This window comes from Pedobacter steynii (genome assembly GCF_001721645.1).
In the GTDB taxonomy this organism is placed as follows: domain Bacteria; phylum Bacteroidota; class Bacteroidia; order Sphingobacteriales; family Sphingobacteriaceae; genus Pedobacter; species Pedobacter steynii_A.
Window position 1 is genome coordinate 1,289,741 of sequence record NZ_CP017141.1, and the last position, 24,407, is coordinate 1,314,147.

Here is a 24,407-nt window from a genome sequence, read left to right on the forward strand (position 1 = left end):
TCTTTTAGACATAGACAATCAAATCGGTCTGATAATGATAAAGGATTAAAAAAACATAACGCAAGTTACTCAACTATGTTTTAAAGAATAAAAAACAAGTCATAAAAAAAGGCCGGATAAAATTCCGGCCTTTTTTTATAGCAACTATCTTTTCTTATGCAGGAACAACTTCCAATGTAAGGGCCTCATCAACGAGGATTCTTCCACAATGCTCACAAACAATGATTTTTTTACGTTGACGAATATCCAGCTGACGTTGAGGTGGAATCTGATTGAAACATCCTGAGCACGAATCACGGTCGATCGTTACAACTGCCAATCCGTTATTTGCATTTCCTCTTAATCTGTTATAAGCCGTCAGTAGTCTTTCTTCGATTTGCGTTTCTGCTTTTTCAGATTTCTTAGCCAATGCCTGCTCTTCTTTTTCCGTTTCTGAAGTAATGGTTTGCAACTCTCCTTTTTTAATGTCAAGATCTTTTCTTCTTGACTCTAAATCAGCAAGTGCTTTTTCATAAACCTCATTCTTAGTCACGATATCAAAACCAAACTCTCTGATTTTCTTCTCGCAAACCTGGATTTCAAGCGTTTGTATTTCTACCTCTTTAGTTAAGGCATCGTACTCACGGTTGTTTTTAACATCTTTTAACTGGGTTTCATATTTTTTGATCAAGCCTTGAGCTTCTTTGATCATATTTTTACGTGTTACAATGGCATCTTCAGTATCATCCAATTCGCCTTTGAATTTTTGTATACGTGTTTCCAGGCCAGCAACTTCGTCTTCCAAATCCGCAACTTCCATTGGTAATTCACCACGTATTTGACGTATTTTATCGATCTTAGTATGCAGGGTTTGTAATTCGTATAAAGCTTTTAGCTTTTGCTCTACAGTTTGTTCCATTAAATGAAATAATTTATGGGGTTTGTGTTATGCTCCGTTAAACGGATTGCAAAGTTAGGAAATTTTTCTTGAATAATATCTATCAACAAATCAGATGTAAATTGTTCACTTTCAAAGTGTCCGATATCTGCAATGACTAATTTTTCATCTGCATCAAAAAACTCATGGTATTTAAAATCAGCAGTTACAAATGCATCAGCTCCCGCAGCAATTGCTTCTTTCAGTAAAAAACTTCCCGATCCACCACAAACAGCTACCTTTCTGATCCTTTTAGGCAACAACTTGGTATGCCGGATCACCACTGCATCCATCCTGTCCTTTACTAAGTTAAGAAAAGCACGACCTTCAACTCCCTCTTCCAGCCAACCAATCATTCCCGCTCCTACGGTGTCCAGTTTATTCTCCAACGGAAAAATGTCATAGGCAACTTCTTCGTAAGGATGATTTTCAAGTAGGGCCAGTAAAATCTTCCGTTCGTCCTGCACGGTAAATACAGTTTCTATTCTGGTTTCCTGCTCATGATGTCGCAGGCCCTGCTCTCCTACATAAGGATCTGTGTCTTCATTTCCGTTAAAAGTTCCTGTTCCGTTTGCATTAAAGCTACACTCACTATAGTTCCCTATGTGCCCGGCACCTGCAGCAAATAAAGCATTTCTGAGTTCTTCAGCCTGTGCAACAGGACAAAAAGTAACCAATTTCTTTAATAAAGCCCGTTTTGGACTTAGGATTTTAGTATTTTTCAGCCCAAGTCTTTTAGCAATCACCCCATTTACCCCATGTTTTACATGGTCTAAATTGGTATGAATTGCATACAATGCAATGTTATTTTTAATGGCCTTTAGCACCACCCGTTCCACGTATGTTTTTCCGGTAATCTTTTTAAGTCCCTTAAATACAATAGGATGATGCGTGATGATCAGATTGCAATTCTGCTCAATGGCCTCATCTACAATTGCCTCCGTACAATCTAAAGCCACAAGCGCAGCCTGGATTTCCATTTCAGGATGACCAATCAGTAAACCGGAATTGTCATAATCTTCCTGATAGTTCAACGGAGCAAACTCTTCCAGATGTTTTATTAAAATGGATAACCTCATAAGCTGTAAATTTACAATTTGAACAACACAAATTAAACTTAATATATCAATCGGGAATAAATCAAACCTGGAGAAACAAAAAAGCCGGTACAAATTCCTTGCACCGGCCCTTCTTTAAGAATATTTCTATTGGAGGTTACCCATTTTTACCATTTGCAGACTTTCAAAAACCATCCTTTGGTTATATTCGAAAGCCAGATTTTTGTGGTTTACAAGATCGATAATCGTTCCTATAAAACATAAACCTATAGTGAAAAAGTACAAAACACCCATTCCTATCTGATTTACGAGAAATCTTGGCAATCCAGGGACAAAAAATCCGAGTATACAATACAGGATCATATCATCCGGATTTCTTCTTTTACTTCCGTAGATCATTAAAAACCCTCTCAATTGTTGTTCACTAAATCCTGTAGTTGCAGTCTGCAAGTACGAATATTCCTGGGGTGTGATACCCGGCAATGACATAAATGGTGAATCAAACATATCTTTCCTCCTTATATTTTAATTTTCTATTATTAATTATTATTCTATTTATCAATTCTATTATCCTATGGATAATAATCATTAGCGCTGGAATTCCAAACCAGTGCTGTTCCAGGCTTTCCCTGATGTTTCCATGGAACAATTGCGTTATCGCTCTTCCAATTCCGCATCCCGGACACCAGTCAAAACCCATATTGGCCAGAGGGCAAAGTGTAAAATGATGAATATGTCCATGTTTTACCGGTTCTGCTGTTGCCAGCAGGACCAAGGCTATGATCCAAAAGATCAGTTCAACAGGCATACGGTTTAGCATTTTCATCTATAGGCTTTGTTCTATCCTGAACCACCCCGGTTCCAATATCCTTATTTTATTTTTAGATTGATTAATAGGCACTTTGTTACATTTTTGCTAAGCATAAATCTTACCTTTGCATAGTGAACATCCGCGACCTGATTAATAGATACAAAACAGACGAGCGCATTGTAGCATTGGCAAAAGCCCTTAACGCGGGCAAAGGTAACAAACTTCAGCTAAAAGGTTTAGTTGGTTCTGCCGATGCAACAATTGCAATTGCTACTTATTTCCTGTTACACAAGCCCCAGCTATTTATTCTTCCTGACAGGGAAGAAGCTTCTTATTTTATGGCCGACCTGGAAAGTATCCTCGATAAAGAGGTTTTACTTTTTCCGTCTTCCTTCCGTAAAGCTTTTGAATTTACACAGATAGATACCGCCAATGTTCTTGCAAGGGCAGAAGTTCTTAATGAACTGAATCACAATTCAGAATATGGAAAAATTGTAGTTACCTATCCTGAAGCTTTGGCGGAAAAGGTAATCAATAGGAGTGTCTTAGAAAAAAACACACTGGAAATTGGTATTAATGCTAAGTTAGGCATTGATTTTATCAATGAATTTCTAATTGATTATGCATTTGAACGTACAGAATTTGTGTATGAACCTGGCCAGTTTTCAATCAGAGGAGGAATTGTTGACATTTTCTCTTTCTCTCATGACCTTCCATACCGTATAGAATTTTTTGGAGATATTGTGGAAAGCATCCGCACTTTCGAAATTGAAAGCCAGCTCTCTGTTGAGGATGTAAAAAACCTGACCATTATTCCTAATGTGCAATCAAAATACCTGACTGAAAGTAACATCAGTCTCTTAGATTACATAGAAAAGGATACCCAGCTTTGGTTTAAAGATGTAGAGTTTAGCTTTGATATCGTCAAAGGAGGTTATAAAAAAGCTGCAGAATTATGGAGGGCACTTCCGGCAAAGGAAAAACAGGAAAATCCGGACTGGATAGATCCTAAATTCGCCTTCACAGATGAGAAAATGCTGGCAGATATGGTACATGATTTTGTGCTTGTAGAATTTGGAAAACAGTTCTTCTATAAAACAGATCACATTTTCTCTTTTGATACCAAGCCTCAGCCTTCCTTCAATAAAGATTTCAACCTGCTCATTCACAATTTAAAGGAGAATGAGAAACAGGGCATACACAATTATATTTTCAGTTCTTCTCCAAAACAAACCGAAAGGCTATACGCAATTCTCGAGGATATCGATAAAACAGCAAAGTTCACGCCGGTTAATATCCCCCTCAGAGAAGGTTTTCTTGATCAAAATCAGAACGTTGCCTTTTATACTGATCATCAGATTTTTGATCGTTTCTATAAGTACAAGCTAAAAAGAGGATACCAACGTAGTCAGGCCATTACTTTAAAAGAGTTAAGAGACCTCAAACCTGGAGATTTCGTTACCCATATTGACCATGGAATCGGAAAATATGCCGGTCTGGAAAAAGTAGAAGTGAATGGCAAAACCCAGGAGATGATTCGCCTGGTCTATGCAGATAATGATCTTTTATATGTCAATATCAATTCCCTTAACCGCATAGCAAAATATAGCGGAAAGGAGGGAACCCCACCAAAAATGAATAAACTGGGGACCGAGGCCTGGGATAAGCTAAAAAAAACTACTAAAAAAAAAGTTAAAGACATCGCCAGGGACCTGATTAAACTATATGCTTTAAGGAAAACCCAGGTTGGAACCGCCTTTGATCCGGATGGTTACCTGGAAACTGAACTGGAAGCCTCTTTCATTTATGAGGATACCCCTGACCAGGAAAAAGCAACAATGGATGTCAAAAGAGACATGGAAGCTCCACACCCAATGGACAGACTTGTTTGCGGGGACGTTGGATTCGGCAAGACGGAGATTGCCATCAGAGCAGCATTTAAAGCCGTCGCAAATGGTAAGCAGGCTGCTGTACTTGTACCAACTACAATTTTGGCTCTGCAACACTTTAAAACCTTCTCAGGCCGCTTAAAAGAGTTCCCATGCAATGTGGACTACATTAACCGGTTCAAAACAAATAAGCAGATTAAAGATACGCTTGCTTTACTGGCAGAAGGAAAAGTAGACATCATCATCGGTACCCATCGCCTCCTGAGTAAAGATGTAAAATTCAAAGATCTGGGTATTATGATCATTGATGAGGAACAAAAGTTTGGGGTTACTTCAAAAGAGAAGCTAAGGGTATTGAGGGCAAATGTGGATACATTGACCTTAACAGCAACCCCGATTCCAAGAACATTACATTTTTCGCTGATGGGAGCAAGGGACCTCTCTATTATGAGTACGCCTCCTCCAAACAGACAGGCTGTAAATACAGAACTTCATGTATTCAACGACAAATTAATACAGGAAGCTGTACAATTTGAACTGGACCGTGGCGGCCAGGTATTTTTTATCCATAACCGGGTGAATGACCTTCCTCAGTTGGGGGGATTAATACAACGCCTGGTTCCCAAAGCACGTATAGGTATTGCTCATGGACAACTGGATGGGGATGCCTTAGAAGATGTCATGCTTGATTTTATTAACGGGGAAAAGGATGTACTCGTAGCCACCACCATTATTGAAGCCGGACTTGACATTCCAAATGCCAATACCATTATCATCAATCATGCCCATATGTTTGGTTTAAGTGATTTACACCAGATGCGCGGCCGGGTGGGAAGATCCAATAAAAAAGCTTTTTGTTACCTGCTGAGCCCTCCTTTGTCGACACTCACCTCCGAAGCCAGGAAAAGGCTGAGTGCCATAGAAGAGTTTTCAGACCTGGGAAGCGGTTTTAATATTGCGATGAGGGATTTAGACATCAGAGGTAGTGGAAACCTCTTAGGAGCAGAGCAAAGCGGCTTCATTGCCGAAATAGGTTTCGAGATGTATCATAAGATACTAGATGAGGCTATTCAGGAACTGAAAGAAGACGAATTCAAGGATTTATTCAAAAATGAACCTGTCCGTCCTTTTGTGACTTTCACCCAGGTAGATACGGATCTGGAATTGTTTATTCCGGACGATTATGTAACAAATATTACAGAAAGGTATAATCTTTATACAGAACTCTCCAGGCTGGAGAATGAAGAACAGCTAAAAGCTTTTGAAAGTGCTTTAAAAGATCGGTTTGGACCTGTTCCAAAGCCGGTAAAAACGATGCTCAATGTATTGCGTTTGCAATGGGTGGCTAAAAAGTTAGCTTTCGAAAAATTAAGCTTCAAAAAAGGAGTATTGAGGGGGTATTTTATAGCAGATAAACAATCTGCCTTTTTTGATTCCACCATGTTCAATCAAATTTTGCACTTTGCACAAATGCATCCGCGGATCTGCAACTTAAAAGAGGTAAAAAACTCTTTGCGCATTGCTTTTGAAAATCTGAATACAGTAGATGAAGCGGTGGAGATGTTGGGTATGGTTGCCAAATAAATGATAAAGATGATGAATCCTCAAATATTAAATGACCTGGTGACTATGCAGATGCCTTTTGGCAAATACAAAGGAAGGATCATCTGCGACCTTCCTGAATCATATCTAATCTGGTTTCATACCAAAGGCTTTCCTCCGGGCAAGCTTGGAGAAATGCTGGGAACTTTATATGAGATCAAGTTAAATGGACTGGAATACTTATTACAACCCTTAAAAAGAAAGTAAAAATTATATGAAGAAAATATGATTCCAAATAAGCATATTTAATTGCTCATATCAACTGCTATTTCTAACTTATAAAAGCCTTACTCATCTTATTTTTCAAATTGAATTATCCTTCGTATTCAGCTTGATATGCGCTCGGACTGAGTCCACGTTAAGTCCACACTGAGTCCACAGTGAGTCCACGTTTTTACGGTAAAAGCTGCACTCACCCTTGACTTAGCATGCAGTAGCGCTGGATTCAATCCGTACTATACTTTCACTTAACCCAAATCAAGGTTAACCAAAGATTAAATTCAGCTTAGTTTTTCTTTCTGAGCGCTCAGTACAAAATAAGATATAAATAGGCGTATACAACAGGTGCTGCAATCAAGAGCCCGTCAAAGCGATCCAGAAAACCTCCGTGTCCCGGTAGGATATTTCCTGAATCTTTGGCATTAAGGCTTCTTTTTAGCATGGATTCCACCAGATCCCCTAGGGTGCCAAAGCTGGAAATCAGAATAGCCATTCCTCCCCAGGCCCATACAGGCAGCTCTGTAAAGAAAATAGAAAGGACGTAAGCAACCACCAGGCTGGTAAACATCCCTCCAAAAAAACCTTCCCAGGATTTCTTAGGGGAATGGCGCTCAAATAACCTGGTTTTCCCGAATTTAGAGCCGAAAAGATAGGCCCCAGTGTCATTTGCCCAAAGCATGAGCATAAAAGCCAGTGGCAAATGGAAACTATATTCAGTAGCATGACCTATAAAACCCAGCGAATAAAAGAAACAAAAAGGTACAGTCACGTACATAAATCCTACAAAAGTATAGGAGATGTTGGCAAATGGAATTTTTTCCTTTTTATACAGTTCACTGATAAATACAGAAAAGATTAACGGTACTAAAAGGAGTAAGAACTTAGTTTCAAACTTTAATACATGATATCCTGCAGTCATCAGGAAGATCAATGTTGCCGCAATTAACGCAATATTACGGTGTGGCCGGATTCCTGCTGTTTTAATCAGTTTAAAGAATTCAAGCAAGGCGCCCAGACTGAGTAGGAGATAAAATATAGAAAAGACATAAGGGCCCAAAAACATCGAGCCTAACATCACTATAGTAAAAAAGAAAGCGGTAATTGCCCTGGTCTTCATGGAGATAAAGTATTTTTATGCAATATTATTTTCCTTGATATAAGCTTCTGCCTTATCAACATTGTCCGGGTGAACGAGAATATGAACCATTCCAAATGTCTGATAAGAAGAATCCCGCTGGTTCATGACTACTGCTGCAATCTCACTTTCAATTAATCCCTGCTTAAGTATTTCCGCAGTATAAGCATCTTGTGTGCTAAATACCTTTACCCAATTGCTATCCATCGTCTTTTGATGCTTTATTTTTAAAATATTTAAATGCCAGAAATATTAACACTATGCTAATGACATAACCATACCACTGGAAATAGGTCACTTTATCTGATTCGGACAAAGGTATATTGTTTTTTTGCATATACCATGCTGCGGTTACTGCATAAGTATTATTTAAAAAATGAGCAAAAATGGAATACCAGAGATTTTTGCTCCATAGATAAATATATCCGAAACCTGCTCCCAATAAAAATCTAGGTAAAAAACCATAAAATTGGATATGTATGGCACTGAAAACAAAAGCACTAACCCAAATTGCTACATGTGGATTCCGAAACACTCTTCCCAAAGAGCGTTGAATTGCTCCCCTGAACATTAGCTCCTCAGCTATTGCAGGTAAAATACCTATGAGCGCAATATTGAGCAGATAGGCACTCATGCTATCCATCTTTAAAAGTGCAACAGTAGTGGCCATTGCCGTCTCTTCCTGGATTTTCATCCATTGCTCTACCGATTTAAGAAACCCAGGCAATATCATTTTCTGATTGAGCTGCATGCTAAATTCCAGAACAGGCATAGAAACAGCCATAAGACCAACAATCAGAAGAAAGAGCGTAGCTTTTGTCTGTTTAAAATCATAAAAAGAACTTATTTTCTTTCTTTCTCCAATTGCGAGAAATAAAGCAGGAGCCAAAAATAAGCCTAGTTGCTGAAAGGAAATCATAATCCTGTTTACCGGTACAAACTTTGAATCTGTAACCACCAGCCAACTGGAATTCATAAATTCACCATATACAAAATATAAAACCAGTATGGAAAGTATAGAACTTACAAAGACCCCTGCAAAGGCATATAAGCCTAGACTAAGTAATTGTAAGTAAGGACTTTTTTCAGGTCTCTCGTTTTCTGTCAAATTCATTATTTGTAATATTTGTACCTTTGTCCTTTGAATTTTGGTTTGAAGATAGAAAAATGTCTGTAAAGATAGGAAATATTGATCTGGGAGAGTTCCCTTTATTGCTTGCGCCAATGGAAGATGTAAGCGATCCACCGTTCCGTTTTGTTTGTAAACAAAGCGGAGTGGATATGATGTATACTGAGTTTATTTCTTCTGAAGGATTGATCCGGGATGCGGCAAAAAGCAGGGCTAAACTGGATATTTTTGAATATGAACGCCCGATAGGTATCCAGATTTTTGGAAGCGAGATAGATCACATGCGTGAAGCTACAGAAATTGCGACCATGGCAGGTCCTGACCTAATGGATATCAATTATGGTTGCCCCGTTAAAAATGTGGCGTGCCGGGGAGCAGGCTCAGCTTTATTGCAGGACATTGATAAAATGGTGAAAATGACAGAAGCTGTAGTTAAAGCAACCCATTTACCCGTTACTGTTAAAACCCGATTAGGTTGGGATGATACCACCAAGAATGTAGAAGAAGTAGCAGAACGTTTACAGGATATTGGAATTCAGGCCCTCACCATTCATGGCAGAACCAGGGCACAATTGTATAAAGGAGCTGCTGACTGGACATTAATCCGGGAAATAAAAAGAAATCCAAGAATAAAAATTCCCATCTTCGGAAATGGTGATGTAGACAGCATTCAGAAGGCTGCAGATTGGAGATTGGAATATGAAGTAGATGGAATTATGATTGGAAGAGCTGCAATCGGCTATCCATGGATTTTTAGAGAGATCAGACATTTTTTCAATACCGGAGAGATCCTGGCAGGACCGACTGTAGAAGAACGCGTTTCGGTATGCCGTACACATTTTGAAAAATCAATTGCATGGAAAGGACCGAAAGTAGGCGTGTTTGAAATGAGACGCCATTATTCAAACTACTTTAAGGGTCTTCCTGATTTTAAACACTATAGAATGTTATTGGTAAAAGAAGATAACATTGAAATTATTCACAGTATATTAGACGAAGTGGCAGACAAATATCAGCACATTTACCCCGATGGTGAAATGGCTTGATTTTTGAAAAACATTTCCTAAATAAAAGTTAAAAAATGGTTACAGCAATCACACAAGGGATTAAAATATCAGTAGAAACCATGTATCAGGATGAATATTCTAATCCTGCTAATGAGCATTTTATGTTTGCTTACCGAATTACTATTGAAAACTTGTCAGACTATTCTATACAGCTGATGAGGCGCCAATGGTTTATATTTGATTCAAACGGTACTGAAAGAGAAGTGGAAGGAGAGGGTGTAGTTGGTCTTCAACCTATTATGGAACCGGGTGGAAGCCATACTTATGTATCTGGTTGTCATTTAAGTACAGACATGGGAGCCATGAGCGGTAACTACCTGATGCACCGAATGATAGATAACACTGATTTTACAGTAGATATCCCGGAATTTAACCTGATTGTACCTTACAGGCTTAATTAGTATTTATTTCTTCCAAATAACATGGAAGCATAGTAGATCAGATTGGCCAAAGATCCCAGGGCGGCAACTACATAGGTCATTGCTGCCCACCAAAGCGCATCTTTAGCTTGTTTGTTTTCTTCGGCTGTATGCATCACTCCATTGTTATTTTTTAACCAGATCAGCGCCCTTCTGCTGGCATCAAATTCTACAGGCAAAGCAATCACACTAAACAACGTAAGAAGCGCAAGACCAGCTACTCCAATGCTCAATACAACCGGATTTCCGGTAAATCCTATCAGTAATACTCCTATAATCAGTACCCATTGTAATAAGGTGGACGAGATACTCACCACAGGTACCATATTTGTTCTTAACTGAAGCCAATGATATGACTTGGATTGCTGTACAGCATGTCCACATTCGTGGGCGGCAACAGCCGCAGCGGCAACGCTTCTTCCATGGTAAACATCTGTGCTTAAATTAACCGTTTTATCTTCCGGATTATAATGATCGGAGAGCTGACCATCAGTACTCATCACCCTCACATCATAAATGCCATTATCGTGTAGCATCTTTTCCGCCACTTCTTTTCCTGAAAATCCCGAACTCAAGTGCATTTCAGTGTATTTTGAAAACTTATTTCTAAACTTCCATTGTACGAACATGCTAATAAGTAATATCGGGACTATTAAAAATAAATAAGTTCCCATTTCCGTAGTGTATGTTTTTCAAATTATTCAAATCAAAAAGCGCGCCTAATTTGCCCTACCAAAAAAAATAATGATAAATTTAAGACATGAAAACTGCGATATCATACTGGGAACAACAACATTTCTTCACCTATGAAGTAATCATAGTAGGAAGTGGTATTGTAGGTTTGAATGCTGCAATTTCAATAAAGGATAAAAACCCGAAAGCCAGAGTAGCGATACTTGAAAGAGGGTTCTTACCTGCTGGAGCCAGTACAAAAAATGCGGGATTTGCCTGCTTTGGAAGTATATCGGAATTGATTGAACAGGAAAAAAACGGAGGTACGCCTTTACTTTATCAATTGATTGAAAGGCGCTGGAAAGGGCTTTTAAAACTCCGTAAATTATTAGGTGATGATGTGCTTTCTTACCATAATTATGGTGGTTATGAGTTATTCAAAAAAACAGACCTTCAGCTGGCTGATGTTTGTGTAGCTAAAATCAGCCACTTCAACGAACTAATCAAAGACATTGTAGGTCAGGATCAAGCCTTTAAAATATCCAATTCAAAAATCAACACTTTCGGCTTCCGGGACGTTGAAATATTGATAGAGAATCAGTTGGAAGCGCAAATAGACACTGGAAAGATGATGAAAGCTTTGATCCAAAAAGCTACTGCATCTGGAGTAATGATTTATAACAGTTGCGAAGTAACTGAGCTCAAAGAAGAAGCAAACCATCAGATACTGGTTACAAACCAGGGCAATTTTAAAGCAAATCAGATACTATTAAGTACAAATGCATTTATAAAAGATCTTCTCCCCGATCTCGATGTCGTTCCCGGGCGTGGCCAGGTCATCATTACACAGCCCATCCCTAATCTAAATATAAAAGGAACTTTCCATTATGATAAGGGCTATTATTACTTCAGAAATATAGACAACAGGGTGTTGCTTGGTGGGGGGCGAAATCTGGATATTAAGGGGGAAGAAACCGCTGCTTTCGGAGAGAGCTATTTAATTCAGTCGGCACTAAAAACATTATTAAAACAGGTAATTTTACCGGATACTCCATTTGAGATTGAACAGAGCTGGAGTGGCATTATGGCTTTTGGAAATGATATCTATCCTATTGTAAAAGCGATCAGACCCGGCATTTTCTGTGCAGTAAGGTGCAATGGTATGGGAATCGCCATGGGTAGCCAAACAGGGGAAGATGCAGCCAACCTCATCTTACCCTTCCTCTAATTAATATTTTCATTATTTACAATCTCTTCTTGCAGGATCATTTTTATTTTTAGACTTTTGATAAAAATATTAGTATGGAAGTAGCTATAATCATATTATTGATCATAATTTTAGTATCATTAATTGTTTTATTTCTAAAAAAGCCGGCATCAGGTCATCAGCATTCCGCGCTGTTAGAAATAAAAGAAGAAGAACATCAGAAAACATTAAACTGGTTTAAAGAAGAAAAACTACGACTTGAAGATGAGCTGAACGACCTGCGCAATAATTTTATTCTGGAACGCAGTAAAGTGATTAAATCTGAAGAAACCCTTGTTGCACAGCGGGAAAAACAGGTAGAACAGGAAAGATATATTGCTGAACTACAACAGCGTTTCAAATTGGAATTTGAAAATATTGCAAATAAAGTCCTGGAAGAAAAAACTGCCAGGTTTACGGAACAAAACAGAACCAACCTTGATATCATATTAAACCCATTAAAAGAAAATATAAAAGCTTTCGAAGAAAAGGTGGACAAAGTTTATAAATCAGAATCTGATGAACGTAACATTCTTAAAGGTGTAATTTCTCAATTGATGGATCAGAGCAAACAAATTCAGGAAGACGCAAATAACCTGACCAAAGCGCTTAAAGGAGATTCAAAAAAACAAGGCAACTGGGGAGAAGTAATCCTGGAACGTGTACTGGAACGCTCTGGTTTAATTAAAGATAGGGAATACCGGATACAAACCAGTCTGAGCTCTTCAGAGGGCAGCAGGATGCAACCGGATGTTATTATTGACCTTCCGGATGATAAACATGTGATCGTTGATTCTAAGGTCTCTCTGGTAGCATACGAACGCCTGGTTACCGCAGACAATGATGAGGATCGGGATACTTATATTAAACAACACATTATTTCCATTAAAAGCCATATCCAGGGTCTTTCAGGAAAAAACTATCACGATCTTTACGAGATTAATTCTCCGGATTTTGTATTGCTTTTTATCCCTATTGAATCATCTTTTGGTATTGCAGTTCAACAGGATGCAGAACTTTTCAACTATGCATGGGACAGAAAAGTAGTGATGGTAAGCCCTTCTACATTACTGGCGACCTTACGTACCATTGCCAGTATCTGGAAACAGGAAAGACAAAATAGAAATGTGCTGGAGATCGCCCGCTTAAGCGGTAGTATGTATGATAAATTTGTGGGTTTCTTAACGGACATGGAAAGTATTGGCCGAAATATCAGACAAAGTCAGGATGCCTACGATAAAGCTTTGAATAAGCTTTCCACCGGAACAGGAAATCTTTCCAGTACTTCAGAAAAGATCAAAAAATTAGGTGCCAAAGCAACTAAGCAAATTGACACCAAATTTTTAGATCCATTATTGGCCGAAGAAGATGGCCTATAATTTAAATGCATTCCATCCCTGTGCTTTCAGTTCATGAACAACACTGGATTTGGAAATCATTTTACAACCTGAGTTTTTATCAGTGATATGTCCGATAATGCTGATATCCAGGTCATTTTTTAATTTAGCATAATCATCCTGTTTAATGGTAAACAGCAATTCATAATCTTCACCGCCATTTAGCGCACAAACAGTTGGGTCTAATCCCAATTCACGTGCAGTTTCATAAGTCATCGGGTCAATTGGGATTTTTTCCTCATAAATGGTGCATCCTTTTTCTGATTGCTGACAAATGTGCATGATCTCAGAGGCTAAACCATCTGAAACATCAATCATCGCAGTAGGAATAATTTCCATCTGAGCCAGTAAATCCACGATATCTCTCCTGCCTTCAGGTTTCAATTGACGCTCAATGATGTAATCCTTTCCCTCCAGATCAGGTTGAATATTGGGATTTTCCAAGAATATCTGCTTTTCCCTTTCCAGAATCTGTAAACCTACATAAGCACCTCCTAAATCACCGGAAACACAAAGAAGATCACCTTCTTGGGCACCATTTCTGTAGACAATATCTTTTTTCTCTGCATAACCAATGCTGGTTACACTAATCACCAATCCTTGTTTGCTGGTAGAAGTATCTCCACCAATCAGGTCTATATTGAATTTATTACAGGCCAGATCTATTCCTTTATAAATTTCTTCAACAGCTTCCAATGGAAATTTACTCGAAATCCCTATAGAAACTGTAATTTGAGTTGCAATACCATTCATGGCATAGATATCACTCAAATTTACCTGAACAGCTTTAAAACCTAAATGCATTAAGGGTACATAAGCCAGGTCAAAATGGATTCCTTCCAGCAATAAATCTGTAGAAATTAACACTTCTTTATCCTTAAAACTCAATACCGCAGCATCATCACCAACGCCTTTTATACTGCTTTCATGCCTTATTTTGAAGTTTTCGGTCAAATGTTTTATCAAACCAAATTCTCCAAGTTCTGCAATGTCGGTACGCTCTTTATTTTCAAACATATTTTTTATCTTCTTACCTTTTATTTTCTTCCCAATTCTACTCTATTGAAATAGAATTAAAATTTTTACAAACCTAATGCTGCTGAAATCTCCAACATTCTTTCAATCGGTTTTCTTGCCTGAACAATAATATCCGCAGGGACAGTTACTTCAGGAGAACCATTTTTTAAGCATAAATACAACTTCTCCAAGGTATTTCTTTTCATATATGGGCACTCATTACAAGCACAACTGTTATTTGGTGGAGCAGGAATAAAAGTTTTAGTTGGGTTTGCTTTCTCCATTTGATGAATAATCCCGCTTTCCGTTGCCACAATAAATTCCTGAGCGTCACTATTGATGCTATATTTCAATAATCCCGTAGTTGATCCAATGTAATCTGCCATCTGTAATACAGCTTCTTCACACTCCGGATGAGCAATAAATTTAGCATTTGGATGACGCTCTTTCAATTTTGTAATCTTCTCTCTTGAAAAGATTTCATGAACCATACAAGCTCCATTCCACAGGACTAAATCTCTCCCTGTTTTTTTAGCCACCCAGGCCCCTAAATTTTTATCAGGACCAAAAATGATCTTGGTATCCTTCGGAAGACTTTCTACGATCTGTACCGCATTGGTAGAGGTACAAACAATGTCACTTAAGGCTTTCAGTTCAGCAGTACAATTTACATAAGTGATCACTACATGATCAGGATATTTTTCTTTAAACTTCCTGAACAAATGTGGCGGACAACTATCAGCTAGAGAACAGCCCGCTTTGAAATCCGGAAGCAACACTTTTTTATCCGGAGAAAGAATTTTTGCCGTCTCTGCCATAAAATGTACTCCGGCAAACACAATCACCTCAGCATCAGTCCTGGCTGCCTCTTGTGAAAGCCCTAAACTATCCCCAATGTAATCCGCAATATCCTGAATATCAGGATCTTGATAGTAATGCGCAAGTACAATTGCTTTTTTTTCTTTTTTTAATTTTTCGATTTCCAGAAAAAGATCAAGTGTCGGATCGATCTTTTCATCAACAAAACCTTTTCTATTTAATTCCTCTAAGGTATCCATTTTCAACAGTTCAATAAATTATAATTATTTAATATAAATAGATTTCTATTGTTTATTAGTGTGTTAATAACGTTTGTAAAAAACTTTTTTTTAGTCGATTATTTGAGTTATTAATAAGTTATCCACATTTATGTGACTTTTTTATGATAAATATTGCCTGATTTACAGCATTATATTTTTTTCCTCCAAAACTTATCCATACAAATATGTTTATTCTTAATGTGTGTGTAAAAAGTTAATAAACTATGCAAAGTTGCTCAAAAATAACTTAAAATATTGTGGCAAATTGCCTTTTTAGCTTAGATTTAAACATTCAAAATTATTTGTTCTAAATGTTTAGACAAGAAATTAACAATTATATCAACGTTGTTAACAAAGTAACGGAAATAGCTTTAATTCAATGAGAAAAGTAGATTTTTTAGTAATAGGGTCGGGTATTGCGGGTTTAAGCTTTGCATTAAAAGCAGCTCAGCATGGTAAGGTATTAATAGTTACAAAATCAAACGAGGATGAGTCAAATACAAAATATGCCCAGGGCGGTGTAGCTGTCGTTGTGGATAAAGATGATTCGTTTGAAAAACATATCGAAGATACGTTAATTGCGGGAGATGGGCTGTGTGACAGAGAGATAGTAGAAATTGTGGTGAAAGAAGGGCCTCAAAGGATCCAGGAAATCATCGATTATGGAATAAATTTTGATAAAGATCAGGCCGGAGTTTATGATCTGGCGAAAGAAGGGGGACACTCAGAACATCGTGTTTTACACTATAAAGATGTCACAGGTTATGAGATTGAAAGTGTGTTATTAAAGCAGATTCATGAGAATAAAAACATTGAGATATTAACACATTACTTCTGTTTGGAGTTAATTACTCAGCACCATTTGGGGCATCATGTGGATAAGAGTTCCGAAGATATCCACTGTTACGGTATATATGCCTTTAACACAGAGCTTAACGATGTGGAAAAGATCTTAGCAAATGTGACTATCATGGCTTCGGGTGGAGCAGGTCATGTGTATAGCAGCACCACAAACCCTGTAATTGCTACAGGCGATGGAATGGCAATGGTATACCGTGCAAAAGGAAAAGTGAGGAATATGGAATTTATTCAGTTTCATCCAACGGCTTTATACAATCCCGGAGAGTATCCTGCCTTCCTGATTTCGGAAGCTGTACGCGGTTTCGGAGGGGTGTTGAGGAGAAAAAACGGAGATGAATTTATGTACGAATATGACAAGCGCGGCTCGCTTGCACCAAGAGATATTGTGGCCAGAGCGATCGATTCTGAGATGAAAAAATCGGGAGAAGACTTCGTTTATCTGGACATTACCAACCGTAAAAAAAGTGATATTTTAGCCCATTTTCCGAACATTTATGCCAAGTGTCTATCTATAGGTATAGACATGACTAAGGATTTGATACCGGTTACGCCAGCAGCTCATTATATGTGTGGCGGAATTTTGGTAGATGAATATGGAAGATCTTCGATCAAAAATTTATATGCCTGTGGGGAGTGTTCTTCCACAGGGCTTCATGGTGCGAACCGTTTGGCTTCCAATTCTCTATTGGAAGCGCCTGTTTTTGCACACCGCATCTATCAGGATGCAGTAAATGCTTTTAAAAATAGTGTCATTCCTGATGACATTCCGGAGTGGGATGCCAACGGTGTGACGCAAACAGATGAAGACATTCTGGTGACGCATAACCTTAGAGAAACGCAAAAATTGATGAGTGATTATGTGGGAATAGTTCGCTCTGACTTTAGATTGGACCGCGCTATGAGACGTCTGTTTTTACTCCATGAAGAGACGGAAGATTTTTATAAAGCAAATAAAGTTTCGGTGAAACTTTGCGAACTACGCAACATCATACAGGTAGCTTATATCGTGATCAAGTCAGCCAAAGCCAGGAAGGAAAGCAGAGGGTTACATTTTACCACTGATTATCCAAATCATTCAGAACAATTAACAGATACAATTTTTTAGATCATGCCAGTTATATTACCAGTTAAAGAAAAACATCCAAAATGGGGTGAAAATTGTTTTATTGCTCCAAATGCAACTATTGTAGGTGACGTTGTAATGGGAAAAAATTGCTCAGTCTGGTTTAATGCCGTAATCAGAGGGGATGTAAACAGCATATCTATTGGCGATGACAGTAATATCCAGGATGGTGCAGTAATTCATGCAACCTATCTTAAAGCGGCTACTGTCATTGGAAACAGGGTGTCTGTGGGCCATAATGCAATCGTTCATGGATGTACCCTTGAGGATCATATTTTGGTGGGTATGGGGGCTATTATTATGGATAATGCAGTAGTAGAACCTTATTGCATTATTGCTGCAGGAGCTGTGGTATTAGAGAATACTCACTGTGAGGGCGGCTATATATATGCAGGGACACCGGCAAAAAAAATAAAGCCCATTACTGAAGAGCAACGGGCTTTATTAAATAAGTTACCAGATAATTATATCATGTATTCTGATTGGTTCAGATAGTCATACTTACTCTTTAGGAATGTTGATGACTTCATTTCTCTCCCAAAGGGCTCTTATAGAGAGCTCTTTGGGTTCATTCCAGATTTTTTCCGGCTGACGTCCTTCTGTAACACTTCCTGTATCCCATCTTCCGTTTTTATTGTTATCGTAAGTGATCCTTATGAAGTATTTTCCAGCTTTATAATTGGCAAATCTCGCAGTAGTATCATTAGTAATAACCATGGTATTGACGGCATTTTTGTTACCATCGATAATCTCAACAATATAGCTTTTGTTTTTTTCAGGAGGAATGATTTTTACGATCAGACTGCCATAATCGTCTTTGCTTCCGAGCTTGAAATCTTTTGTAAACTCTTTGTTTTTTGTATTGAATATGGCAGTAAATGCACCTGCTTCAAATTTCATCTGATAGGTTTTTTTTATGCGCCACGGATATTTGATATGATAAGATAAAAAGTCTGAACTGTCTTTTACAAGGGTGAAATTTTTTCTTTCTACGGAGTCTTCAAGCAAAGTTATTTTACTCGCATCTGCACTTAAAATCGGAAAATTGAAAGTAAGCTTAAGCGATTTGTTAGGGTTCAGCGTGCGCTCTTCAAGGTTATCAATAGCAGATAGTGATCGGGTATAAGTTTCTTTTTTACCTCTCGTTAGGGTACTGGATTGCAGCAATTTTCCATCAGATTTAATGCTGATCTTAGTTGAATCAAATGACAGATCTGTTAACCAGATTTTAAGGGAGTCATTATTTTTACTGAATTTGCTGAACTTTGTAGCATCTAATGTAGCAGGTTCCATTATGGTCACCTCTGGTTTTTTTAGCTTCTGATTGAGTGCGAAGCTAATGCTTCCATCCGCATTTATCCGGCGATCCAGAATCCTGAAGACTGTAGCATCTTCTTTAAAAACACTCATATTTACCGTATCAAGATTATGTTTTAAGACAATAGAATCTTTAATAAATCCAATCTCATCTGTACTTTGCTGGTAGATTTTATCACCTCCTTTTTCTTTAAGTGCGTATATCTTATAGGTACCTTCTCTTAAATTGTTCAAACTATAGTTCCCGCTGCTATCAGTAAGGGTATAGATAGATGGTCTGGATTTTCCGAAAATACTATCTCTTTTTATCGGTAGTAGAAATGCCACAGCCTCGATTTCCGGCTCACCGGTAGTAGAGTTTGTGATTTTTCCTTTTATACTCAATGAGTCTAATTTTGAACCTGTAGAAAATACATAAGAGAAATTTTTGAGCACATTACTTTCATTGATATCTGTAATTGCTTTACCAAAGTTGAGCGTATAGGTTGTGTTTTTTTCCAGACTATCAGTAAAGGATATTTCCAGTACTTTCTTTTTTGTCTTTAGCGTAGGGGCGACTTTCAGTTCGGGGGAAATTGAAAATTCTTTGAACTCATTCTGAAGCTTAAAATATTCGTCAAATTCAATACTGATTTTTTTGGCGTTAAAATTTGTTGTCAGGTTTTTTGGTTCGATCTTAAGCACCTTGGGAGGAGTGGTATCCCGGGGCCCGCCCTGGGGTTGTTGGATACTCGCACAGCTATAAATCAGTGAAGTTAGCAGTAGGAGGGATGCGAAAAGCCGGAAGTTCGATACAATGCTATTTTTGGCCATTTATATGCGCTGTGTTTAATTTATTACTCTTTTTAATGCATAACATTAAAAATTTTTAAAACTCTCTTATAACTCATTTAAATGAGTCAGTTTAAAACAGCTTACAACTTAATTTAACTGACTCATTATTAGTTAGTTGTGATTTATTTACTGATGTGTACCATTAAAACTGATATGTCTGAAGGAGAGACCCCTGAAATTCTGGATGCCTGACCTAAAGTTCTAGGCTTGATCTTCAGTAACTTCTCTCTTGCTTCTTTAGATAAAGATACCAATTGAGAATAGTCAAAATTTGGATTGATATCTTTATCTTCCATCTTTTGCATTTTATTTACAATTTCCTGTTCTTTCTCAAAATAGCTTTCGTATTTAATTTTAATCTCTGCTTGTTCCACGGTTTCCTGATCGTATTCGCTGATATAGTCCCTAAAACTTTGGCTGATCTCCCTGATGTCTCCAATACTTACCTGAGGTCGACTTAATAAACTAAATATTTTTACATTTTGGTTTAAGGGACTTGTACCTAGTTCTTCCAGTTTCTGATTCGCTTCGCTCATCTCTATTCCTTGTTTTTTTGCAAAAGCTACGATGGCATCGGAGTTGGCCACTTTTTGCTTTACGATGTCCAGACGCTCATCGCTGATGAGACCCAAATCATGGCCAATAGGGGAGAGGCGGATGTCTGCATTGTCCTGGCGAAGTAGTAAACGATGTTCAGCCCGTGATGTAAACATTCGGTATGGTTCTTCGGTTCCTTTGGTAACCAGATCATCTATTAATACACCAATATAGGATTCAGAGCGCTTCATAATTAGTTCATGGAGCTCGTTAACCTTTTGATGGGCATTAATTCCGGCTATAAAGCCTTGACTAGCAGCCTCTTCGTATCCGGTTGTGCCGTTTATCTGTCCTGCGAAGAACAAATTGCTTATTAATTTTGTCTCCAGGGTTAAACCAAGTTGGGTAGGCGGAAAATAGTCGTATTCTATAGCGTATCCGGGGCGGAACATTTTTGCATTTTCAAATCCTGGGATCTGGGTTAATGCCCTGTATTGAACATCTTCAGGTAATGAAGTCGAGAAACCATTTACATAAATTTCACAGGTATTCCATCCTTCCGGTTCTACAAAAATCTGATGTCTTTCCCGTTCTGCAAAACGATTGATTTTATCTTCAATGGAAGGACAATACCTTGGACCCAGTCCTTTAATACGACCAGTAAACATAGGGGATTTTTCGAATCCCTCTTTTAAAGTTTCGTGAACATCGGAGTTGGTATAGGTAATCCAGCAGCACCTTTGTTCGGTTGGCCGCTCCACATTAGTATAGGAAAATCTTCCCGGATTCTCATCTCCCCATTGCTCTTCCATTAAGGAGTAGTTCAGAGATCTTCCATCAACACGTGGGGGAGTACCGGTTTTCATCCGACCTGCTTCAAAACCAAGTTCTGTGAGTTGTTCGGTAATTCCGGTCGCGGCTCTTTCAGCAGTTCTGCCACCTCCAAATTTTTTCTCTCCTATGTGAATTAGTCCATTTAGAAATGTGCCATTTGTAAGGACCACCGACTTTCCTTTTATCTCAATTCCAAGTGAGGTTTTTACCCCAGTTACCGTATTGTTTTTTATGATAAGGCTGCTGACCATGTCTTGCCAGAAGTCGATATTAGGTGTGCGCTCCAACGCAAGTCTCCATTCTTCTGCAAACCTTTTCCTGTCGTTTTGTGCTCTCGGACTCCACATCGCGGGACCCTTAGATAGATTGAGCATTCTGAATTGAAGAGTGGTCTTATCGCTGATAATTCCTGAATATCCACCCATCGCATCGATTTCTCTCACAATTTGACCTTTGGCCACTCCGCCCATGGCAGGGTTGCAACTCATCTGCGCGATGGTTTCCATATTCATGGTGATCAACAAAACTGAGGACCCGAGGTTGGCAGCAGCAGCAGCAGCTTCACATCCAGCGTGCCCTGCACCGACAACTATAACATCATATTCTTTAAACATTACCTGTGTTTTTTATATCTCTTTTATTTATGTTCCACGTGGAACGCTATACAAGCGCTCGGTTAAACTAGAATGTTTCACGTGAAACATTCTTCAAATTTAATCAATTAATAGGGGAGAAGCGCTTATATCATTCCCTTTTAATTTGTTGTTTTTTGTCTCAATTGAACGTTTAAAAATTAGTTCTGTTGTTATCTAATGATTATTAAATCATTCAAACTATACCGGCTTTTCTTTTCTCCCTCAATTGATAAGATGTACCAATGGTCCGGAACTCGTGTGATTATTGAAGGAAGAAAAGGACTGAAACTTTATGGCTGGTATTTATGTCAGGATGATTGATCTGCTAAGTTCAAAAGCCAATTGCATTTAGTTGTGGCGATAACCGCCCCAGGATAACTGGCTATTGAATTTATCTTTGAATAGAACCACTCCGGGATTTTATCCGTTATGCACTTGCATCCTTGGAGTGGTTCTAAAAGCCTGATCTTATTTTTCGGATAACTCTAACCAGCGCTCTGTTACTTTTTCTAATTCTTCATTTAATGTTTCTATCTTTTTTGATACCTCCTGAATCGCCAGATAATTTGCCGTATCCATCGTTAGGAGGGAAGTAGATAATTCCTGAATTTCAGATTCTAGTTCAGCAATTTTCAATTCTGAATCTTCCAATTCTTTTTGTTCTTTGAAGGTTAGTTTTTTAGCAGTGCTTTGTGTTTGTTGAACTGCAACTTCCTTTGCCTTCACAGGGGTCTTTTCTTTTTGAGTTTCTAAACTAATCCGATACTCTGAATAATTTCCATTGTAAATAGCGACATCTCCATTTCCTTCCATAATGAATAATTGTTCGCTCATTTTGTCTAAAAGATATCTATCGTGAGAAACCAGAATTAATACTCCTGGAAAGTTTTCCAGGAATTCCTCGAGCACATTTAATGTATCGATATCGAGATCATTCGTTGGCTCATCCAGAATCAGGAAATTAGGGTTTTGCATTAAAACCTTCATCAGGTGTAATCTCTTTTTTTCACCCCCGCTTAATTTCTCCACCATGCCATGTTGCTTCTTGGGAGGGAAGAGAAATAGCGTTAGTAATTGTGATGCGGATATGGTCTGACCATCTGCCATTTTAATATATTCGGCGTCAGATTTAACGATATCAATAACTCTTTCTTTTTCATTGAAGGCAAGACCGCCTTGTTTATAATAACCATATACCGTGGTTTCACCGGTACTTACTTTTCCTTTTTCGGGTGTTAAAAAGCCAGTGATGATATTCAGTAATGTAGATTTTCCTGTTCCATTTTTACCAGCCAGGCCAATTCTGTCAGCTCGTTTAAAGGTGTAAGAAAAATCATTAATGATATTCTTATCATCAAATGACTGTCCGATATGGTCAAGCTCCAATATTTTGTTTCCCTGACGGGACATTTTTACATTTAATGTAACGCTTTGATTGTCAGATCTTTGTTTGGTTTTGCTTTCCAGATCATAAAAGGCATCAATTCTGGACTGAGATTTGGTTGTACGGGCCGCGGGCATTCTTCTCATCCATTCTAATTCCTTTTTCAGGAGATTTTTATTTTTCTGAAAAGTGCTTTCATCTGCTGCTTCCCGCTCGGATTTTTTTTCAAGGAAGTAAGCATAATTACCGTTGTAATTGTAAATCTTTCCTCTGTCGAGTTCCACGATCGTATTGCATACGTTATCGAGAAAGTACCGGTCATGTGTAACTAATAATATAGTTTTATTTCCTGAAGTAAGTAATTTCTCCAGCCATTCGATGGTATCAATATCCAGGTGATTGGTTGGCTCGTCCAGTACATAGATTTCAGGGTCCTCAATAAGCAATTTAGCAAGCGCGAGGCGCTTCTTCTGTCCACCGGATAGGGTTGATATCTTTTGCTGAAGATGATTGATCCCCATGCGGCTTAAAATCGTTTTTATCTCATGCTCATATTCCCAGGCATTATGCTCGCTGAGCTCTTCATATAAACGGTTCAGTGTTTTCTCATCAGGGTTAGGATCTTCGATCAGTTCCTCATACTCTTTGATCAGTTGTTGCTGTTTGTTTTCAAGAGAAAAAATGAAATCACTGATGGAATAACCATCCGGGAATGAGGGCTCCTGATCAAGGAAACCTATTTTAACGGATTTATTCTTTACGATTTTACCTTCTAAAGGAGAAAATCTTTCTGCAAGTAATTTCAATAAGGTGCTTTTTCCCGCACCATTTATACCTACCAACGCCACACGTTGTCCGGGTTGAATCCCCAGGGTTAAATTTTTAAATAGCCATTCGTCGTGGTAAGCATGGCCTAAGTTTTCGGCTGCAATTAGTGTGCTCAAAGTCTGTGTTTAACGATATTTTAGATAAGAAATTATTACAAAAGTAAGCAATAATTCTTTGGTATATAGTTGAGCCTATTGAACATGTAAGTATTTTATAGGGAAAGCGGGGGATCGTTCGGTTATGATTGAGAAAGTCTAAGCGTTCTCTTCAGCTCTTCTTCGACTGAAACTTCAAGAGGTGCCGAAGAAGCGTTCGCGAAAACCTAACGAAGTGTTGGCCAGTTTCACAATCATAATCGAAGGATATCGGATAAGACCCCGCGTTTCGGAATTATTGAT

Annotated in this window: 21 protein-coding genes; 8 read left to right on the plus strand and 13 right to left on the minus strand. The window is 38.3% G+C overall.

Translation table 11 applies throughout. The features are described 5' to 3' along the window. Positions 1-154: 154 nt before the first annotated feature. The 4 genes from BFS30_RS05160 to BFS30_RS05175 all read right to left on the minus strand — a co-directional run bounded on the left by BFS30_RS05160 (position 155) and on the right by BFS30_RS05175 (position 2,782). Complete coding sequence (locus BFS30_RS05160; protein WP_069378293.1) at positions 155-898, minus strand: zinc ribbon domain-containing protein; 744 nt, start codon at positions 896-898, stop codon at positions 155-157. Then, positions 898-1,995, minus strand: a complete 1,098-nt coding sequence (locus tag BFS30_RS05165; protein WP_069378294.1) for a Nif3-like dinuclear metal center hexameric protein — start codon at positions 1,993-1,995, stop codon at positions 898-900. The genes BFS30_RS05160 and BFS30_RS05165 overlap by 1 nt, the downstream gene beginning before the upstream one ends. A gap of 126 nt (positions 1,996-2,121) precedes the next feature. Further along, positions 2,122-2,481, minus strand: coding sequence for a TM2 domain-containing protein (locus BFS30_RS05170; RefSeq protein WP_083251968.1), 360 nt, complete (start codon positions 2,479-2,481; stop codon positions 2,122-2,124). Further along, entirely contained in the window at positions 2,474-2,782 is a 309-nt protein-coding gene (locus BFS30_RS05175) for a DUF2752 domain-containing protein (RefSeq protein WP_237028714.1), read from the minus strand. The genes BFS30_RS05170 and BFS30_RS05175 overlap by 8 nt, the downstream gene beginning before the upstream one ends. Positions 2,783-2,916: 134 nt before the next feature. Between BFS30_RS05175 and mfd the strand changes: the two genes are divergently transcribed. Both mfd and BFS30_RS05185 read left to right on the plus strand, forming a co-directional pair. Continuing rightward, positions 2,917-6,258, plus strand: a complete 3,342-nt coding sequence (gene mfd / locus BFS30_RS05180; RefSeq protein WP_069378296.1) for a transcription-repair coupling factor — start codon at positions 2,917-2,919, stop codon at positions 6,256-6,258. 12 nt (positions 6,259-6,270) lie between these two features. Beyond that, positions 6,271-6,483 carry a DUF3820 family protein gene (locus BFS30_RS05185; protein ID WP_208603074.1) on the plus strand — a complete coding sequence of 71 codons (213 nt, stop codon included), beginning with the start codon at positions 6,271-6,273 and terminating at the stop codon, positions 6,481-6,483. Positions 6,484-6,802: 319 nt separating this feature from the next. On the opposite strand, the gene BFS30_RS05190 is transcribed toward BFS30_RS05185, so the two are convergent. The 3 genes from BFS30_RS05190 to BFS30_RS05200 are packed head-to-tail and all read right to left on the minus strand — an operon-like array spanning position 6,803 to position 8,744. Continuing rightward, entirely contained in the window at positions 6,803-7,612 is an 810-nt protein-coding gene (locus BFS30_RS05190) for a phosphatidate cytidylyltransferase (protein ID WP_069378297.1), read from the minus strand. A 15-nt stretch (positions 7,613-7,627) separates the two neighbouring features. After that, positions 7,628-7,837, minus strand: coding sequence for a putative signal transducing protein (locus BFS30_RS05195; RefSeq protein ID WP_069378298.1), 210 nt, complete (start codon positions 7,835-7,837; stop codon positions 7,628-7,630). After that, a complete protein-coding gene (locus tag BFS30_RS05200; RefSeq protein ID WP_069378299.1) occupies positions 7,830-8,744 on the minus strand; it encodes a CPBP family intramembrane glutamic endopeptidase in 915 nt (304 codons plus the stop codon). Before BFS30_RS05200 ends, BFS30_RS05195 begins: the two co-directional genes overlap by 8 nt. A gap of 53 nt (positions 8,745-8,797) precedes the next feature. On the opposite strand from BFS30_RS05200, the gene dusB reads away from it, so the two are divergent. After that, positions 8,798-9,805 (plus strand): tRNA dihydrouridine synthase DusB, encoded by a 1,008-nt coding sequence (gene dusB / locus BFS30_RS05205; protein ID WP_069378300.1) that lies wholly within the window; start codon positions 8,798-8,800, stop codon positions 9,803-9,805. 35 nt (positions 9,806-9,840) lie between these two features. Continuing rightward, a complete protein-coding gene (gene apaG, locus BFS30_RS05210) occupies positions 9,841-10,227 on the plus strand; it encodes a Co2+/Mg2+ efflux protein ApaG (RefSeq protein ID WP_069378301.1) in 387 nt (128 codons plus the stop codon). On the opposite strand, the gene BFS30_RS05215 is transcribed toward apaG, so the two are convergent. Then, positions 10,224-10,919: a zinc metallopeptidase gene (locus BFS30_RS05215; RefSeq protein ID WP_069378302.1), complete on the minus strand. Its 696-nt coding sequence runs from the start codon at positions 10,917-10,919 to the stop codon at positions 10,224-10,226. The two genes, apaG and BFS30_RS05215, sit on opposite strands and share 4 nt — an antisense overlap. An 86-nt stretch (positions 10,920-11,005) precedes the next feature. On the opposite strand from BFS30_RS05215, the gene BFS30_RS05220 reads away from it, so the two are divergent. Then, positions 11,006-12,145 carry an NAD(P)/FAD-dependent oxidoreductase gene (locus BFS30_RS05220; RefSeq protein WP_069378303.1) on the plus strand — a complete coding sequence of 380 codons (1,140 nt, stop codon included), beginning with the start codon at positions 11,006-11,008 and terminating at the stop codon, positions 12,143-12,145. Between the two features lie 74 nt (positions 12,146-12,219). Next, positions 12,220-13,542 carry a DNA recombination protein RmuC gene (gene rmuC / locus BFS30_RS05225; protein ID WP_069378304.1) on the plus strand — a complete coding sequence of 441 codons (1,323 nt, stop codon included), beginning with the start codon at positions 12,220-12,222 and terminating at the stop codon, positions 13,540-13,542. Here the strand turns inward: rmuC and thiL are convergent. Continuing rightward, the gene (gene thiL / locus BFS30_RS05230; RefSeq protein ID WP_069378305.1) at positions 13,537-14,577 is read right to left on the minus strand and encodes a thiamine-phosphate kinase; all 1,041 of its coding nucleotides are present in this window, start codon (positions 14,575-14,577) and stop codon (positions 13,537-13,539) included. The genes rmuC and thiL overlap by 6 nt on opposite strands. 65 nt (positions 14,578-14,642) lie before the next feature. Beyond that, positions 14,643-15,635 carry a quinolinate synthase NadA gene (gene nadA / locus BFS30_RS05235; RefSeq protein ID WP_069378306.1) on the minus strand — a complete coding sequence of 331 codons (993 nt, stop codon included), beginning with the start codon at positions 15,633-15,635 and terminating at the stop codon, positions 14,643-14,645. 400 nt (positions 15,636-16,035) lie between these two features. Here nadA and nadB point away from each other — a divergent pair, with 400 nt between their 5' ends. Both nadB and BFS30_RS05245 read left to right on the plus strand, forming a co-directional pair. Continuing rightward, the gene (nadB, locus tag BFS30_RS05240) at positions 16,036-17,622 is read left to right on the plus strand and encodes an L-aspartate oxidase (protein WP_069378307.1); all 1,587 of its coding nucleotides are present in this window, start codon (positions 16,036-16,038) and stop codon (positions 17,620-17,622) included. Between the two features lie 3 nt (positions 17,623-17,625). Next, on the plus strand, positions 17,626-18,135 hold the full coding sequence (locus tag BFS30_RS05245; RefSeq protein WP_069378308.1) for a gamma carbonic anhydrase family protein: 510 nt from the start codon (positions 17,626-17,628) through the stop codon (positions 18,133-18,135). A 6-nt stretch (positions 18,136-18,141) separates the two neighbouring features. Here BFS30_RS05245 and BFS30_RS05250 read toward each other — a convergent pair whose 3' ends face one another. From BFS30_RS05250 to BFS30_RS05260, 3 genes are all read right to left on the minus strand, one after another. Next, positions 18,142-19,770 (minus strand): Ig-like domain-containing domain, encoded by a 1,629-nt coding sequence (locus BFS30_RS05250; protein ID WP_069378309.1) that lies wholly within the window; start codon positions 19,768-19,770, stop codon positions 18,142-18,144. Between the two features lie 143 nt (positions 19,771-19,913). After that, positions 19,914-21,776 carry a tRNA uridine-5-carboxymethylaminomethyl(34) synthesis enzyme MnmG gene (mnmG, locus tag BFS30_RS05255; protein ID WP_069378310.1) on the minus strand — a complete coding sequence of 621 codons (1,863 nt, stop codon included), beginning with the start codon at positions 21,774-21,776 and terminating at the stop codon, positions 19,914-19,916. Positions 21,777-22,265: 489 nt separating this feature from the next. Continuing rightward, a complete protein-coding gene (locus tag BFS30_RS05260) occupies positions 22,266-24,125 on the minus strand; it encodes an ABC-F family ATP-binding cassette domain-containing protein (protein WP_069378311.1) in 1,860 nt (619 codons plus the stop codon). Between the last annotated feature and the right edge of the window lie 282 nt (positions 24,126-24,407).

What these genes read in the sequence shown, in the direction of transcription:
- BFS30_RS05190 (WP_069378297.1), bottom strand. Translation starts at nt 7,612, where the DNA reads ATGAAGACCAGGGCAATTACCGCTTTCTTTTTTACTATAGTGATGTTA.
- apaG (WP_069378301.1), top strand. Translation starts at nt 9,841, where the DNA reads ATGGTTACAGCAATCACACAAGGGATTAAAATATCAGTAGAAACCATG.
- BFS30_RS05160 (WP_069378293.1), bottom strand. Translation starts at nt 898, where the DNA reads ATGGAACAAACTGTAGAGCAAAAGCTAAAAGCTTTATACGAATTACAA.
- nadA (WP_069378306.1), bottom strand. Translation starts at nt 15,635, where the DNA reads ATGGATACCTTAGAGGAATTAAATAGAAAAGGTTTTGTTGATGAAAAG.
- BFS30_RS05170 (WP_083251968.1), bottom strand. Translation starts at nt 2,481, where the DNA reads ATGTTTGATTCACCATTTATGTCATTGCCGGGTATCACACCCCAGGAA.
- BFS30_RS05250 (WP_069378309.1), bottom strand. Translation starts at nt 19,770, where the DNA reads ATGGCCAAAAATAGCATTGTATCGAACTTCCGGCTTTTCGCATCCCTC.
- mnmG (WP_069378310.1), bottom strand. Translation starts at nt 21,776, where the DNA reads ATGTTTAAAGAATATGATGTTATAGTTGTCGGTGCAGGGCACGCTGGA.
- BFS30_RS05220 (WP_069378303.1), top strand. Translation starts at nt 11,006, where the DNA reads ATGAAAACTGCGATATCATACTGGGAACAACAACATTTCTTCACCTAT.
- BFS30_RS05200 (WP_069378299.1), bottom strand. Translation starts at nt 8,744, where the DNA reads ATGAATTTGACAGAAAACGAGAGACCTGAAAAAAGTCCTTACTTACAA.
- rmuC (WP_069378304.1), top strand. Translation starts at nt 12,220, where the DNA reads ATGGAAGTAGCTATAATCATATTATTGATCATAATTTTAGTATCATTA.
- nadB (WP_069378307.1), top strand. Translation starts at nt 16,036, where the DNA reads ATGAGAAAAGTAGATTTTTTAGTAATAGGGTCGGGTATTGCGGGTTTA.
- BFS30_RS05185 (WP_208603074.1), top strand. Translation starts at nt 6,271, where the DNA reads ATGAATCCTCAAATATTAAATGACCTGGTGACTATGCAGATGCCTTTT.
- dusB (WP_069378300.1), top strand. Translation starts at nt 8,798, where the DNA reads ATGTCTGTAAAGATAGGAAATATTGATCTGGGAGAGTTCCCTTTATTG.
- BFS30_RS05165 (WP_069378294.1), bottom strand. Translation starts at nt 1,995, where the DNA reads ATGAGGTTATCCATTTTAATAAAACATCTGGAAGAGTTTGCTCCGTTG.
- BFS30_RS05195 (WP_069378298.1), bottom strand. Translation starts at nt 7,837, where the DNA reads ATGGATAGCAATTGGGTAAAGGTATTTAGCACACAAGATGCTTATACT.
- BFS30_RS05215 (WP_069378302.1), bottom strand. Translation starts at nt 10,919, where the DNA reads ATGGGAACTTATTTATTTTTAATAGTCCCGATATTACTTATTAGCATG.
- BFS30_RS05175 (WP_237028714.1), bottom strand. Translation starts at nt 2,782, where the DNA reads ATGCCTGTTGAACTGATCTTTTGGATCATAGCCTTGGTCCTGCTGGCA.
- BFS30_RS05245 (WP_069378308.1), top strand. Translation starts at nt 17,626, where the DNA reads ATGCCAGTTATATTACCAGTTAAAGAAAAACATCCAAAATGGGGTGAA.
- thiL (WP_069378305.1), bottom strand. Translation starts at nt 14,577, where the DNA reads ATGTTTGAAAATAAAGAGCGTACCGACATTGCAGAACTTGGAGAATTT.